This window comes from Rossellomorea oryzaecorticis, from assembly GCF_045897515.1.
Classification (GTDB): domain Bacteria; phylum Bacillota; class Bacilli; order Bacillales; family Bacillaceae_B; genus Rossellomorea; species Rossellomorea enclensis.
In genome coordinates this window covers 206,656-222,583 of the sequence record NZ_JBJOSA010000002.1, presented here as the reverse complement: position 1 = coordinate 222,583, position 15,928 = coordinate 206,656, and the positions used below count along the sequence as shown (strand labels likewise).

General features: G+C 44.6%; 15 protein-coding genes. All 15 read right to left on the bottom strand.

What is annotated here, in order from left to right; genetic code table 11:
- Window positions 1-78: 78 nt before the first annotated feature.
- A complete protein-coding gene (gene recG / locus ACKA06_RS03255) occupies window positions 79-2,130 on the bottom strand; it encodes an ATP-dependent DNA helicase RecG (protein WP_411159003.1) in 2,052 nt (683 codons plus the stop codon).
- The gene (sdaAA, locus tag ACKA06_RS03250) at window positions 2,117-3,010 is read right to left on the bottom strand and encodes an L-serine ammonia-lyase, iron-sulfur-dependent, subunit alpha (protein WP_032088871.1); all 894 of its coding nucleotides are present in this window, start codon (window positions 3,008-3,010) and stop codon (window positions 2,117-2,119) included. The genes recG and sdaAA overlap by 14 nt, the downstream gene beginning before the upstream one ends.
- Window positions 3,011-3,061: 51 nt before the next feature.
- A complete protein-coding gene (sdaAB, locus tag ACKA06_RS03245; RefSeq protein ID WP_032088872.1) occupies window positions 3,062-3,724 on the bottom strand; it encodes an L-serine ammonia-lyase, iron-sulfur-dependent subunit beta in 663 nt (220 codons plus the stop codon).
- Window positions 3,725-3,818: 94 nt separating this feature from the next.
- On the bottom strand, window positions 3,819-5,483 hold the full coding sequence (locus ACKA06_RS03240; protein ID WP_411159002.1) for a DAK2 domain-containing protein: 1,665 nt from the start codon (window positions 5,481-5,483) through the stop codon (window positions 3,819-3,821).
- Window positions 5,484-5,498: 15 nt separating this feature from the next.
- Window positions 5,499-5,861, bottom strand: coding sequence for an Asp23/Gls24 family envelope stress response protein (locus ACKA06_RS03235; RefSeq protein ID WP_032088874.1), 363 nt, complete (start codon window positions 5,859-5,861; stop codon window positions 5,499-5,501).
- Window positions 5,862-6,058: 197 nt separating this feature from the next.
- Window positions 6,059-6,247 carry a 50S ribosomal protein L28 gene (gene rpmB, locus ACKA06_RS03230; protein ID WP_032088875.1) on the bottom strand — a complete coding sequence of 63 codons (189 nt, stop codon included), beginning with the start codon at window positions 6,245-6,247 and terminating at the stop codon, window positions 6,059-6,061.
- Between the two features lie 1,330 nt (window positions 6,248-7,577).
- Complete coding sequence (gene spoVM, locus ACKA06_RS03225) at window positions 7,578-7,658, bottom strand: stage V sporulation protein SpoVM (RefSeq protein WP_032088878.1); 81 nt, start codon at window positions 7,656-7,658, stop codon at window positions 7,578-7,580.
- Window positions 7,659-7,759: 101 nt separating this feature from the next.
- The gene (locus ACKA06_RS03220) at window positions 7,760-8,416 is read right to left on the bottom strand and encodes a thiamine diphosphokinase (RefSeq protein WP_032088879.1); all 657 of its coding nucleotides are present in this window, start codon (window positions 8,414-8,416) and stop codon (window positions 7,760-7,762) included.
- Between the two features lie 60 nt (window positions 8,417-8,476).
- Window positions 8,477-9,130, bottom strand: coding sequence for a ribulose-phosphate 3-epimerase (rpe, locus tag ACKA06_RS03215; RefSeq protein WP_411159001.1), 654 nt, complete (start codon window positions 9,128-9,130; stop codon window positions 8,477-8,479).
- 3 nt (window positions 9,131-9,133) lie between these two features.
- Window positions 9,134-10,015, bottom strand: coding sequence for a ribosome small subunit-dependent GTPase A (gene rsgA, locus ACKA06_RS03210; RefSeq protein ID WP_058298389.1), 882 nt, complete (start codon window positions 10,013-10,015; stop codon window positions 9,134-9,136).
- 134 nt (window positions 10,016-10,149) lie between these two features.
- Entirely contained in the window at window positions 10,150-12,153 is a 2,004-nt protein-coding gene (gene pknB, locus ACKA06_RS03205; RefSeq protein ID WP_411159000.1) for a Stk1 family PASTA domain-containing Ser/Thr kinase, read from the bottom strand.
- A gap of 6 nt (window positions 12,154-12,159) precedes the next feature.
- Window positions 12,160-12,909: a Stp1/IreP family PP2C-type Ser/Thr phosphatase gene (locus ACKA06_RS03200; RefSeq protein WP_032088883.1), complete on the bottom strand. Its 750-nt coding sequence runs from the start codon at window positions 12,907-12,909 to the stop codon at window positions 12,160-12,162.
- Window positions 12,910-13,148: 239 nt separating this feature from the next.
- On the bottom strand, window positions 13,149-14,489 hold the full coding sequence (gene rsmB, locus ACKA06_RS03195) for a 16S rRNA (cytosine(967)-C(5))-methyltransferase RsmB (RefSeq protein ID WP_411158999.1): 1,341 nt from the start codon (window positions 14,487-14,489) through the stop codon (window positions 13,149-13,151).
- 1 nt (window position 14,490) lies between these two features.
- Window positions 14,491-15,432, bottom strand: coding sequence for a methionyl-tRNA formyltransferase (fmt, locus tag ACKA06_RS03190; RefSeq protein ID WP_032088885.1), 942 nt, complete (start codon window positions 15,430-15,432; stop codon window positions 14,491-14,493).
- A complete protein-coding gene (def, locus tag ACKA06_RS03185; protein WP_058298384.1) occupies window positions 15,429-15,914 on the bottom strand; it encodes a peptide deformylase in 486 nt (161 codons plus the stop codon). The genes fmt and def overlap by 4 nt, the downstream gene beginning before the upstream one ends.
- Window positions 15,915-15,928 lie beyond the last annotated feature (14 nt).

Genomic DNA, 15,928 nt, shown 5'->3' with positions numbered 1-15,928 from the left:
ACTATTAGTACTAGGTACTAATAGTAGTATATAATCTAAAAAAACAGATTGCAAGAATTAATCTCACAATCTGCCTTACTAGTCCAGCTTTTCACCTTTCATTACACCTGATTCCGACAAGAACAAACGAAGCTGCTCCCACCGGGGATCTTCCCAGAAATCCTTAGAGTTGATCAATGCTTGGGCATCGTCCCTTGCAACCTCCAACGCACGATAATCATGCACCATATCCGCTACCTTGAATTCAGGCAGCCCGCTTTGCTTCTTACCGAAGAAATCACCCGGCCCCCTAAGTTCCAGGTCCTTTTCACTAAGGACAAAGCCGTCATTGGTCTCTGTCATGATCTTCATCCGCTCTTTACCGACCTCTGTCTTCGGTTCAGCCAATAGGATGCAATAGGATTGGCTTTCACCGCGGCCAACCCGGCCGCGCAGCTGATGAAGCTGTGATAAACCGAATCTTTCAGCATCATAAATAAGCATGAACGTGGCATTCGGAACATTCACCCCTACCTCTACAACTGTAGTGGATACCAAGACTTGAATGTCGTTTGAACTGTATTGTCTCATTACATCCTCTTTTTCCTCAGGGTGCAGCCTGCCGTGCATGAGTCCGACTTTATAGCGCCCCTCAAAATAAACAAGGAGCTGATTATAGACATCGATCGCGTTTTGGACATCGAGTTTGTCCGATTCCTCTATCAGCGGGCAGATCACATACGCCTGCCTGCCCTGATCAAGTTCTTTATCCATGAAGGCAAGGACACGGGGAAGAGTATCTGCCTTTGTCCAATAGGTCTCGATTTCTTTCCTTCCCGCCGGCATTTCATCTATGATGCTGACATCCATCTCACCGAAGACCGTGATGGCAAGGGTTCTCGGGATAGGGGTGGCCGTCATGAATAAGACATCCGGGCTTTCCCCTTTTTCTCTCAACACCCTCCTCTGATTGACACCAAAGCGGTGCTGTTCGTCGGTGACGACCAAACCCAATGACTTAAACTCAACGTCGTCCTGGATCAGCGCATGGGTACCGATGAGGATATCAATTTCTCCCTCTTTCAATTTTTCCAAAAGAAGTCTTCTTCTTTTCCCCTTGACGGAACTGGTCAGCAGCGCAACAGATAATCCTGCAGGTGTCAAAAGTTCACTCATCGAATCTGCATGCTGTTCGGCCAGTATCTCGGTGGGAACCATGAGAGCCCCTTGATAGCCCGCTGTCACGGAGGAAAACAAAGCGATAGCAGCCACAACAGTCTTACCTGATCCGACATCCCCTTGAAGAAGCCTGTTCATCCGGAAAGGTGACTTCATATCAGCGGAAATTTCATTCACCACTCTTTTTTGCGCCCCGGTTAAAGGAAACGGGAGTGAATCCGTGAATGCTTTGATCTTCTCTACATCGTAATGCTGGGCCATCCCGCTTGAATGTTCTCTCTCGAATTTTCTCAGTGCCTGCATTTTAAGCTGGAACAGTAAAAATTCCTCATAAACAAATCTTCTCCTCGCCTGTTTCATGTCAGCGGGAGAAGCCGGAAAATGCATTTGATAAAGGGCATCCGACCTGCTCATCAACTTATATTTTTCAAGGAGGGCGTCAGGCAGATTTTCAGAAATAATCTCATGATAATCATCGAAAGCTTTCTTTATGAATTTTCTAAGGGTTTGATTTTTAATATTTCCTTTCAATGAATAAACAGGCTCGAAGTCCCCGTCTTTGTTGTGGGGACCTCCCGTGAAATGCTGTACGGTTATGACCTGTCTGTTTTTATCCCATTTCCCCGTCACAGTGACGGTATCATGAAGATTTATTTTCTTTTTCAGATACGGCTGATTGAAGAATACCGCCTGAATCAAGTATCTCCCCACCAGCAGCCTTGCTGTCAGCCTGGATTTCTTCCTTCCAAAATACATGAGCGAAGGTTCGGAATGAACTTTCCCCTCGACCGTGACTCTCTCGTCATGTGCAACTTCCTCTAAATCTCTCAGTCTGTAATCCTCAAATCGATAAGGCAGGTATTCCAACAAATCCAGAACCGTGTATATCCCCATCTGGTTCATCTGCAAAGCAGTTTCCTCGCCAATCCCCTTGACGTTCTGGATTGTCAGTCCTTCTTTAGGAATCTTCACGTTTATTCAGAGAAACCCCGAAAATTTTCGCTTCAAGTTCCCTGCCGGTAGGTGTTGCGGCTAATCCCCCTTGTGCCGTTTCCCTCAAGGCGACAGGCATTGTTTGACCGATTTTATACATAGCATCAATCACTTCATCACAAGGGATGCGGCTGGTGATGCCTGCAAGTGCCATATCCGCTGCAACCATTGCGTTGGCGGCCCCCATGGCGTTTCGTTTTACACATGGGACTTCCACTAATCCTGCTACCGGGTCACACACCAGCCCAAGCATATTCTTCAACGTAATGGCCATCGCTTCAGCAGATTGACTCGGCGTACCGCCTGCCATTTCAACGATCGCCGCCGCAGCCATTCCGCTTGCCGAGCCCACTTCAGCCTGACACCCACCGGCAGCCCCTGATATTGATGCATTGTTTGCAACCACAAAACCAAAAGCACCGGAAGTGAATAAGAATCTCACCATTTCATCTTTAGACGGATTCAATTTGTTTTTCACAGCAAACAAAGTACCCGGAACAACCCCGGCTGAACCTGCTGTGGGAGTGGCACATATTGTTCCCATTGCTGCATTTACTTCGTTTGTAGCAACGGCTTTGCTTACAGCATCCAATATTGTGTCTCCTGTTAAAGATTTCCCTTTTTCAATATATTTCTGAAGGAGGACAGCATCTCCGCCTGTCAGTCCGGAATGTGATTTTACACCTTCCAGTCCGCGTGCCACAGCCTGCTCCATGACCTCCAGGTTCTTTTCCATTTGGGCATAAATCTCATCAAATGATTTCCCCGTGAATTCTTTCTCTTGTTCAATCATGATGTCCGATATTTTTTTATCTTGACTTTCCGCCAGTTCGATTAACTCGGCAACATTTCTAAACATATAGAAACCCCCTTACAATGATGATGTAAACGTTCTCATAAAAATAATGATTTAATCTGAGATCCTTGTTACCTGTGTGATATTGGAGAGTGATGTAATCTCTTCGATTACAGCTTCATCTATCGGTTGATCCACTTCGATGGTCATCAGTGCCATTTTGCCTTTCTCTTTTCTGGAAACATCCATGTGACCGATGTTCAACTTATGTTTGGCAAGAATATTGGACACGGATGCAATCGCACCGAAGCGGTCATCATGGACTACCAGTATGGCTGGGTGATGACCTGACAGTTTCAGTTCAAAACCATTTAATTCGATGATTTCCACCTTTCCGCCTCCTATCGAGATGCCGACAAGATCCAATTCACCCTGATCATCGCCCATTTGTATACGCGCAGTATTCGGATGATCCGTTACGGCATCCTCTTCCTGAAATTTGACTCTGATCCCTTTTTTCCGTGCCTGATCGATTGAATGGATGATGCGCTCGTCAAACGTATCATAATCCAGGATTCCCCCGATGATCGCTACGTCGGTTCCATGTCCTTTGTACGTTTTCGCAAAAGAACCGTAAAATGAAATCTTGACCCACTTTGGTTCCCGGCGGAAAAGGTTGCGTGCAATCCTTCCGATCCGAGCAGCCCCTGCAGTATGGGAGCTTGATGGTCCGATCATAACAGGACCGATAATATCAAATACACTTTTGTACTTCATCGTAGATTTCCCCCTGTCTAAACAAGCAAACTACTTCTATTTTAACATAATATAAGGGGACAGGCGCATGTTTGGCACTGTCCCCTTCATCCTTTTATTCAACTGAAAAAATATAGGAGTAAAGTGGCTGTTTTCCGTTATGAATTTCCACTTCCACATCTTCATAGTGTTCTTCTACATATTCCTGTAATGAAGTTACATCTTCTTCAGACACATCTTCACCGTAGAGGATGGTAAGAATTTCAGAATCTTCATCGAGCATCTCGTCCAATAGACTTTTTGCCGTCTGCTGACGATCCTTCTCGGCGATCACGATTTTGCCTTCAGAGATTCCCATGAAGTCATCCTTTGAGATTGCCATACCGTCAATATTCGTATCTCTTACCGCATAAGTGATCTGACCTGTCTTCACTTGCAGTGAAGCTTCACTCATTGCCTTTTTATTATCATCTACAGAAGCGGCTGGATTGAAAGCGAGCAAAGCAGCCATTCCTTGCGGGACAGTCTTCGTCGGTACGACAGCAACTTCTGCACCAAGCACTTCCGCCGCCTGTTCCGCTGCCATGATAATATTCTTATTATTAGGCATGATAATGACTTTCTTGGCATTCACTTCTTCCACGGCCTTTACGATATCTTCCGTGCTCGGATTCATCGTCTGTCCGCCTTCGATTACCGCAGTGGCACCGATACTCTTGAAGAGTTCAGAAATCCCTTCACCCATCGCAACTGTCACAATGGCAAAGTCCACTTCCTTTTTAACAGGCGGGGCCTCAGGTTTTGCCGTGTGGGATTCTCCAACGATACTGCTGTGCTGTTGTCTCATATTTTCAATCTTTATATTGATGAGACTGCCGTATTTATGTCCATAGCTCAATACATTCCCGGGCTGTTCTGAGTGGATATGTACTTTTGCCAGCTCATCATCGCTGATTACAAGCAGTGAATCTCCGTATTCGCTCAGGTCATTACGGAAGTCTTCTTCATTGAATGCCTTCTTATCTTCCTCGAACTTGACCATGAACTCTGTACAATAACCGAATTCAATATCCTCGGTGCTCATGAAATCCTGGGCAGCCTTATGGTGTTCTGCACTCACAAGATCGTTCATGGATGGCAATGATACCTGATCGGATACTTTTTCACCCTTCAATTCAGCCAGGAACCCTTCATAGACGAACAATAATCCTTGGCCGCCGCTGTCGACAACCCCTACTTCCTTCAACACTGGCAGAAGGTCGGGAGTACGATCGAGGGAAGCCTTTGCCTCATCTACGATATCCTGCATCAACTTTATAAAGTCGCTTTCTTTTTGTGCTGAACTCACACCTTTTTTGGCTGCATCTTTTGCCACAGTCAAAATCGTTCCTTCAACCGGTTTCATGACAGCCTTGTAAGCTGTTTCCACCCCAGACTGCAGTGCATCCGCAAATTCCTTGCTTGTTAAAGAGCTTTTGCCTTCAATGGCCTTTCCAAATCCTCTAAATAACTGGGAAAGGATAACACCGGAGTTACCCCTGGCCCCCATCAATAACCCTTTAGAGAGTGCAGAAGCAACGTTACCTATATGTTCTTGGGTGTTTTGTTTAACTTCTTTTGCACCTGAAGTCATTGATAAATTCATGTTTGTTCCAGTATCACCATCAGGAACAGGAAATACGTTCAGCGCATCAACCAGCTGCGCATTGGCAGAAAGCTTTGCAGCCCCCTGGATGACCATTTCGGCAAAACGCTTTCCTTCCAAAGATGTAATCGACACAAATCTTCCTCCTCACTACGGGTTCGTAACTCGAACCCCCTGCACAAAAATATTTACTGAATCTACCGCCAAGCCGACGGTCTTATCAAGGGTATATTTAACCTTGGATTGTACGTTATGAGCAATCTCAGAAATTTTTGTACCATAGCTCACAATAATATACATGTCAATATGTACTTCCTCTTGATCTTGACGAACAATCACTCCGCGAGTGAAATTTTCTTTACGTAGGATATCTGTAAAACCGTCTTTTATCTGATTCTTTGAAGCCATTCCAACAATTCCGTAGCAATCCACCGCTGCACCTCCAGCAATCATTGCAATGACATCATTCGTAATATCAATTTGTCCGTACTGCGTTTTCAATTCGATGGACATGGAATGTTCTCCCCCTTTAAATACATGCTTGGCTAAAAACATTTTACTATAACTATGCACTTTTTGAAAGCTAAAGTATACTCCAGGCACTATTTATGAACTCAGTATCTATCATTTTTTCCATTTTCCGGCGCATTACTCTTATAAATAGAAAAAAGACGCCCTTCAAGAAAGACGTCTCCTCATTTGTTTAAGTATTATACACGCTCAACTTTACCTGATTTCAACGCTCTTGCAGAAACCCAAACCTTTTTAGGCTTACCGTCTACAAGAATACGAACTTTTTGCAGGTTAGCACCCCAAGTACGCTTGTTCGCATTCATCGCGTGAGAGCGAGCGTTACCAGCGCTAGCTTTACGGCCTGTTACTACGCATTTCTTTGCCATAATCTATTCCCTCCTCACTAACAAGAAGCTGAAGTTACATTTCAGTTCTACATTTCGCTTTTATCATAAAGATACTTTAATAATTTATCACACACGCTCCCATAATGCAACAGTTCAATTAAAAGCTTTCAAGAAAAAATACTTTACAGCCAGAAAAGCGGAAGGGCTTTGCTCAGAGGCGGGTGGCATAAGACGAACCGGACGGGAAGGCGTTCTTTGCCTTCTTGGCCGGTTTGACTTATGCCACCCGCCTCTAAGCCTTGGAGCTGGACAGCCAGAAAAGCGGAAGTGGGCGTTTTGCTCCCTTTGAAAAATGTTCTTTGGCTTTAGAGGCGTTTTTTGCCTCAAAAGCCAAAGGTTAATTTTCAAACGGGAGCAGACCATTGGAGCTGGACAGGCAGAAAAGCGGATGCGGCTTGCTCAGAGACGACAAGCATAAGACGAGCTTGCACTAAAGGCGCTTTTTGCCTTTTGGGCAAGATAGACTTATGTCTCGAGTCTCTAGCCGCCGGAGCTGGACAGGTAGAAAAGCGGAGGCGGCTTGCTCAGAGACGACAAGCATAAGACGAGCTTGCACTAAAGGCGCTTTTTGCCTTTTGGGCAAGATTGACTTATGTCTCGAGTCTCTAGCCGCCGGAGCTGGACAATTCGAAAAGCGGAAGGGCTTTGAGAAATAGGGATTGACAAATGGATCTGTGATGATTTTGCCTGCCGGGTGGTTCTCTGCAGGTTTTTTTAATGTTGGTAAGAGGTAATCATATTCCATATTTTTCCTAGTGACGGAATAATCAGTGAAATTGAAAGATTATCGGGGAAATTTCGAAGATTAATGTTATAAATTAAAAGATTAACGGCACTAATTCAAAGATTACAGGGCAAAATTAAAAGATTCCGCTCCTGCCCCCACGGAAAAGGCGTATCAGTCAATGAAATAGCCATCGAAATCACTTAACCATTTAACCGAGTCATGAAGGCCGCTGAATCCTTGAAGCTTAAAGATTTTTCGACAAGTTGCTCGTATTTCGGTGAAAGTGGATCGTATTTTCGAGATCTGGCCTGTAAATCTGAAAAGTGGCTTGTATTTTTCAAAAGTGGACCGTAAATCTTGAAAACCGGATCATAAACACCTGCACGGGTATAACACCAACTGCCAATTCATACTGAAAACCCGTGTTTACGTTTGGAATCCGTTTACTTTTTTCATTTATTATAAAAAAACCATTGATCTCATCCAAAAAAACTCTTTTCAAAACAAATCAATCACTCAAATACAGAATTGCAATCTAAATCAAAAAAAGAAGACAGCCCCCTGCTGCCTTCAAACCCACCATTATTCCTTTTTGAATGTTCCTAACATCGCTCGAACAAGCCCGCCCAAGAACTTTGGTAATTTGATTGTATAAAATCGCATTTTAGTCCCTCCCCGCAATCTAAAGAACATAATGTTTCGCTTGACATCATTTCAGTCTATTCAAGCAGTTGCATGTAAGTACGTCTTCTTTTTGAATTGGGTCAAGAAGTGCTGTCGCTGCTTCTTACCACCATTAATATGCCATTTGTAAAAGAAAAAGTACCAGATGATTGTATAAGTTCATTACTAATACATAGTGTTGATCCGCGGAAAATATTCCGGTTTTTTAGCGGGTATTTGAAGCCGGTAAGTGTAAGATCCTCGACGGATCCGGTCATTGGGACAAATGAAATATACTGATGGGAAGGGAGTTCAATCACTTCATGCTCTCCTGCCTTTACGACCCATAAACGGTTTTGAACATCGATCAATTCGCTCTTTATTCCTGACTCCATAAGGGTCGGCTGCATCAATAATTGGACATTCCCCATGAAATGATCGAGACGCCCTCCTGTTGCTCCAAATATTTTGATGGAATCTGGGTTTTGGCCGAGGACCCAGTTTAAGGCAAGCTCTAAGTCCGTTTCATCTTTTTCGGGTTTGTATGTGTTTACTTTTTCAACTCGATCAGTGATCAATGACCATTCAGCTGAACTCACTGAATCAAAATCACCGAACGCACCCTCTGCTTCCAAGCCGTTTTCCAGAAGGGTGAATACTCCCCGGTCCACACCAACCCATTTTACATTTGCATTATTGAACTTTTTCAAATCCGGCAAATACCTCTCCGGTCCCCCGGCTACGATACAAAATTCCATTTTCTGCACCTCACATATTAAATAGACTGATCCATATAACTACTGGATCAGTCATTAAAATTATTTGGACAGCGATTTTCTTAAATCTTGGATCGCAGCCTCTCTGTCACTTTTATTATAAATGGCGGAACCGGCAACAAATACATCCGCTCCCGCTTCCGCACAGACCGGTGCTGTTTCCGTGTTGATGCCGCCGTCCACTTCAATTTCAAGTTTCGGGTTGATTTCATCTGCCCAGCTGCGGATTTGCTTTATTTTCGGTACGACCGACGGGATGAATGACTGGCCTCCAAAGCCTGGGTTAACCGTCATTAACAGGACCATATCGATATCCTGAAGAATCGGTTTCACCCATTCAGCAGGAGTGGCCGGGTTTAGAACGACTCCGGCTTTTACACCTTTGCTTTTGATCAGCTGGATGGTTCTGTGCAAGTGGGCTGCTGCCTCGACATGTACAGTGATATAGTCCGCTCCGGCATCGGCAAATGCCTCTATATACTGGTCCGGATCCTCGATCATAAGGTGAACATCCAGCGGCAGGTCTGTGAGCGGCCGTACCGCTTTGACAACCATCGGGCCCATTGTGATGTTCGGGACGAAGTGACCGTCCATCACATCGATATGGATGTAATCGGCTCCCCCATTTTCGACGTCCTTGATTTCTTTCCCCAGTTCTGCAAAATTTGCAGAAAGTATTGATGGTGCTATCTTCATTTCTTAATACCTCGGCTTTCTGTCTTTTATTTCCTGATGGAATGTCAGGTAGTGATCATACCGGTAGCCTGGTATGTCCCCTGTTTCAACTGCTTTTTTTACCGCGCATTTCGGCTCGTTGATGTGAAGGCATCCCCTGAATTTACACTGCTCGGAAGCTTCCACCATTTCAGGAAAATAGTGCGGCAGGTCTTCTACTTCAATGTCTGTGAATTCAAGGGAACTGAAACCAGGGGTGTCAGCCACCAAGCCATCCCCGATATGAATCAGTTCAACGTGGCGGGTCGTATGCTTACCCCTCCCCAAATGAGATGAGATCATGGCTGTTTTCAATTCGAGTTCAGGTTTGATCACGTTCAATAAGCTTGATTTACCCACCCCCGACTGCCCTGCAAATACAGAAGTCTTATCTCTCATGTAAGGAGCCAATTCTTCAATTCCCTCTTCAGTCTTCGATGACGTGGCAACCACTTCATACCCAAAAGAACGGTATTGTTCTGCATACTTTTCCACTTCTTGTATTTCATCTTGTTTAAGCAAGTCCATTTTGGTGATACAGATAAGCGGGTCGATTTCCTTGCTCTCGACTAAAACAAGGAAACGGTCCAGTAATCCTGTGCTGAAATCCGGTTCCCGGGCGGAAAAAACCAAAATGGCCTGATCCACGTTCGCAATCGGAGGGCGCACCAGTTCATTCTTGCGTTCAAATACTTTCAAGATATACCCTTCGGTTTCGTTCTCTGCCTGGAATTCCACATAATCCCCTACAAGCGGGGTCACCTTATTCTTTCGAAACACCCCTCTGCCGCGGCATTGAGTAATTTGCCCTTCAGAGAGAACATAGTAAAACCCGCTTAATGCTTTGATAATCTTCCCTTCTGCCATTCGGGACCTCCTTTTAATCTTTAAACATTCACGTATGTATACCTTCATTTTATATCATAATTCCATTATAAAGGAAAATAAGAGGACTGTCCCCTAAGGTCAACATTAACCCGGGGTACAGTCCCGCTCGCTTATTATTCGTCTTTAGGATACTCAACGGTTCCTGATTTATACTCTTTATCGTCTACAAGTATCTTATATTTCCCTTGCTTGCCATCTTCGAGTAAGAAGTTCAGTCTGAACGTGGTATCTTCCGTAATTCCTGTTTTTTCTTCACTGTCTTCATACGTACTGTCCTTGTCTTCGATGAAGATTTCAACAAACTGCGGCTTTGTTCCATCTCCCTCATACTTGACTTCGATTTCACGAGATTCTTCTTTCTCTTTAGGCGGCTCTGGTCCCATGGACATCACAACGTACACTGTATCCCCTGGATAGGTAGGAGTACCAGCTTTTGTTTGTTGGCTGATCACATGTCCTTCAGGGATTTCATCGGAATATTCTTCACCGTTTTTCTCTATTGATATGCCCCTCAAGTCAGCATATTCATCAAGTAATTTTTGATCGTAGCCTGATAAATCCCTTAATTCGAAGGAATCAGGACCCGTACTGACTGTCAGTTTAATCGTAGTCTCACCGGCAACCACACTTTCGCCAGGTGAAGGGTCCTGGGTGAGGATTGTTCCATCCCCGACTTCATTGGAGGATTCTTCAAGTTTTTCAACTTTGAATCCTTGATCTTCAAGATCGGAAACAACATCATCATAGTTCTTGCCTACAAAATCTTCCACTTCGGTTTTTTCTTTCCCCGTACTTACATACAGGTCAATAGAGGACCCCTCATTGGCCATGCGGCCTGCTTTAGGATTTGTATTGATGACTTGTCCCTCTGGCACTTTATCATCCGGACGCTCTTTTGTTTCCCCGACCACAAATCCGGCAGAAATGAGAATCGATACAGCTTCTGAATCTTTTTTCCCTGTGACATCCGGAACTTTAATTTCTTTTGGCCCCAGTAAGTCAGGAACTAGAGTCACAGCAGCGACCCCCAGCAAAATAAGCAAAAAGAACAAGCTGATGATCAGCACCGGCCACTTCCTCTTCTTTTTCTCTTTGGGCTTTTTCTTCTTTTTCCCTTTAGCTGATTTGGCGTCCTTGTCAGCATTGAGAGGTACTGCAGGCTTGGTGTCGGTGCTTGACTGGGTATGGATGATGGTATCGTCCAGATTTGAAGATCCTTGGTCATCCGTAATGACCGGGATTGCCTTAGTGGCTTCATCATCCATCGGGACAGAGAACTTAGGTTCATTCACACGGCTCGGATCAAGGGCCGTTGTAAGATCTTCATCCATTTCCTCCAGGCTGTCATATCTTCTGAAAGGATCTTTTGCCGTGGCTTTAAGAACAATATTTTCTACACTTTGCGGGATGTCGGGATTCCATCTTCTCAACGATGGGGTTTCCGACTGCAAATGCTTCAATGCGATTGAGACGGCTGATTCCCCGGAAAATGGGAGACGGCCGGTGAGTAATTCGAACATGACAATCCCCAGTGAATAAATGTCCGATTTTTTCGTTGCCATTCCGCCTCTCGCCTGCTCAGGAGACAGATAATGCACGGAGCCGAGAACTGAATTGGTCTGTGTGATGGACGTGGCGCTAAGGGCCATCGCAATACCGAAATCAGTGATCTTGACCGTGCCCTCCTCATCGATCAATATGTTATGTGGCTTAATATCCCTGTGTACGATATGGTTCTGATGGGCATGTGAAATAGCCAGGGTCAGCTGTTTCATAATATCCAAAGCCGTATCGATATCGACAGGTGAATGCTGCTGTATGTACTGTTTCAAGGTCATTCCTTGAACATATTCCATTACGATATAATAAAGATCATCTTCTTCACCGATATCATAGATGCTTACGATATTCGGATGGACAAGGCTTGTTGCAGATTGCGCCTCGCGCTGGAACCGTTTGATAAATTCTTCTTCATTGGCAAAATCCATTCGAAGCATCTTAATGGCCACTTCACGATCAAGGATCATGTCATGCGCAAGATATACGTTGGCCATTCCCCCGCCGCCGATCAGTTTAATGATCCTGTATCGGCCGCTGATGCGCTTTCCATTCATCATTTACTATCACCCGCTTTCCGTTTCAGCGGCATACTTAACAATCAGGACGGTGATATTATCTTCCCCGCCGTAATCGTTAGCCAAATGAACGAGCTTCTCGCCTTTGTTCCCGAGAGAGTCATCATTTGATAAGATCTCTTTCATTTCTTGTTCTGAAACTTTATTCGATAAACCATCGGAGCATAAGAGCAATACATCATCGTCTTCAAACATGATCGTCTTGATATCCATCGTGATTGTTGTCTCTGTCCCGATTGCTCTCAAGATCACGTTTTTCCGTGGATGATGCTCTGCATCTTCCTTGGAGATTTCACCGCTTCTGACCAGTTCATTCACTAAAGTGTGGTCCTCGGTCAGCTGATGAAATCCGTTTTCATTTAAGATATAGCCCCTGCTGTCACCAATATTCACAATCGTAGCAAACAGGGAAGTACAGATTGCGCCTACAAGCGTCGTTCCCATCCCTTCACATTCACTATGGGATTGAGAATAACTATAAACTTCTTTATTTACTTCGTTAATAGTCGTTTTTAACCAATTTTCAGCCTGGTCTGCAGTCTCGAATTTCTCCGTATTTTTCCACATGTCCTTCAAGCTGGATATAACCAATTGACTTGCCACATCGCCTGCACGATGTCCGCCCATACCATCGGCTACGACTGCGAGATAGTCTCCATGTGAATTTTTGAATACATCGACACTGTCTTCATTATGTTGACGCACTTTCCCTTTATCCGTATAAAAAACAGTTTTCACTAGGTCACCTCTTCTCTTCTTTCCGCTCCCCTATGCAGAAGCTCCATCAACCTTCCCCCGTCATCTTGTCTATTTTAAGGACCAAAGAACCCTTCGTCGGGGGGTAAAAGATGAATGGAACATAACATTATTACATTTTGCCCATAAAGTTATGCCGTACTTCTAGTAAATGTACGACTTATATCTGGCGTTTTCCTGCTTGCAAAATACAAATTCTTTCAAAATACGATGGTTTTCGTTTAAGAACCCGTTTTAATGAAGCTGGAAATGTAAAAACCGTCGCCTCCAAAATCCTGTGGAAATATTTGAAGTTGATTGCCTTTTGTAAAAGCCTGTACTGTCTCAGGAAGATTTTTAAGATGAAATTCTTTGAATTCAGTATGGTCACTTAAGAATGAGCGGACTGTTCCCTCATTTTCATTCTTGTCAACTGTACATGTACTGTATACCAATATTCCGCCTTCTTTAAGCAGAGGAGCAACCGCTGATAATATGTCGAGCTGAATTTTTTGAAGGGAATGCAAATCTTGTTCTTTCTTTGCATATTTGATATCAGGTTTTCTTCGAAGCACCCCGAGACCGGAACAAGGGGCATCAACCAAGATCCTGTCAAAGCTTCCCTCTTTGAATTTCTCACCGGCTTTTCTGCTGTCGAGTGTATCTGTATAAACATTTGCAAGTCCCAGCCGTGAAGCGTTCTCATCAATCAGCTTGACTTTATGCTTGTGTAAATCAAGTGCCTGCACTTCTCCGGTCCCTCCAAGTAGTTCAGCGATGTGAGTGGTTTTACCTCCAGGGGCAGCGCATGCATCCAAGACCTTCATGTCCTTCTTTAAATCCAGGGCATGTGCAACCAGCATGGAGCTCTCATCCTGGATGGTCAGCTCTCCGTTCCGGTAAGCTTCCGTCTTCACCAGATTTCCGCGCAGTGTTTGAACAGCTTCTCCAGCGACTGGACTCGGCTTTACTTCTACGCCTTCTCCGCTTAAGTTATGTATTAGTTCATCTCTGGACAACTTTGTCACATTGACACGCGCTGTCTGTTTTGGAGCAACCAAATTCATTTCGCACATTTCCTTTGTCTTTTCCAATCCGAACTGATCCGCCCAGCGTTTCACTAGCCAGAAAGGATGACTTGTTTCTATGGAAACTCTTTCGATTGGATCTTTAATCTCTTCCAGGGAAGGAACCCCTTTTCTTTGAATCGAACGCAGGACACCGTTCACCAAACCTGAAATTCCTTTATGTCCCCTCTTCTTTGCGATTTCGACTGCTTCATGCAGCACCGCCCTGTCAGGGATGCGGTCAAGATAGACAATCTGGTAAAGGGATAACCTTAATAATTGCCGAACCCAGTGATCCAGCTTTCCCTTTAGGAAGGGGGCAAGAAAATAATCCAATGTCATTTTTCTCTGTATCGTTCCATATGTCAGTTCCGTCAAGAGGCCGATATCTTTTTGGGGAAGCTCATTTTTTTCAATCACGGAGTTCAATAACAGATTGCTGTATGATTGATTCTTCTCTACTGCTTCAATGACATCCAGTGCAGCTTCCCTGACACTTTTCTTTTTTTTACTCATCTTATTCTCCCAACCTCATTCCTTCTTCTAAATGAGCACCTGCTCCACGGAGGTAGTCAACAGCACTCATCCTTTTCTTTCCCGAAGGCTGCAGGTCTGTTATTTTTATCGCTGTTTCGTTCCCGGTCGACACGATGAAGCCATCCTTTTCAATTCCGGAGATTTCTCCAGGACTTGAAGAATGACTGCTGACTTTTTCACCCCACCATATCTTCATGACCGTGCCGTCCAGTGTGGTATAGGCAACCGGCCAGGGATGCATCCCCCGGATATGGTTATAGATTTCTTCTCCTGATTTAGACCAGTCGATCTTTTCTTGTTCTCTTTTGATATTGCGCGCAAAGGTCGCTTTTGAATCATCCTGTTTCTCCGGGGTCAGCTTTCCGTCCAATAGATCAGGAAGGGTCTCGATCAGAAGGTTGGAACCGGCAGCACTCAGTTTATCATGAAGAGTGCCGACATGATCCTTTTCTTCGATTTCTACTTCAACCTGACTGATCATATCACCTGCATCCAGCTTTTCAACCATATACATAATCGTGACACCTGTCTTTTCCTTGCCCTGAATAATGGAGTAATGGATAGGTGCTCCGCCTCTCAGTTCTGGGAGCAGGGAAGCATGGACATTGATACATCCGTATTTCGGGGCTTCCAGCAGTTCCTTTGGAAGGATCTGGCCGAATGCAGCGGTTACGATCAGGTCTGGATTCAATGCAAGAATTTCATCCAAATCCTCCTGATTCCTGATTTTCTCAGGTTGATAAACCGGGATCCCGTGCTTCATTGCCTCTGCTTTAACAGGCGGGGGTGTCAACACTCTCTTCCTTCCGACCGGCCTGTCAGGCTGTGTTACCACCGCTGCCACTTCATAATTTTCCTCCAGCAATGCCTGTAAGACAGGCACTGAAAAATCCGGTGTTCCCATAAAAACAATTTTTGTCATTCCGCTTCATATCCTTCCAGTTCTTCTTCAGTAATATATTTTTCTATTTTCGTTGTAAAAAGGACCCCATGCAGGTGATCGATTTCGTGCTGTATGGCGCGTGCAAGGAAATCTTTTGCTTTGAATTCCACCAGCTTGCCTTTTCTGTTATACGTACGCACTTTGATCGATGAGGGGCGCGTAACCTCTCCATACAGACCAGGAAAACTGAGGCAGCCTTCGAGATCTGTCTGTGTCCCATCACTCTCTACAATCTCTGGATTGATCAACTCGATCGTGCCGCTGTCATCACCTATATCGACTATTGCAACCTGCAGATCAACACCTACCTGAGGGGCTGCGAGTCCGACACCGTCTGCTTCGATCATTGTATCGTACATATTATTGAGTAATTTTTTAAGTTTCTTATCAAATGCAGTTGCCTTCTCACATTCTTTTTCCAAGATCGGATCAGGATGCATTACAATCGGTAGTATGGCCATGTGAATCCTCGACT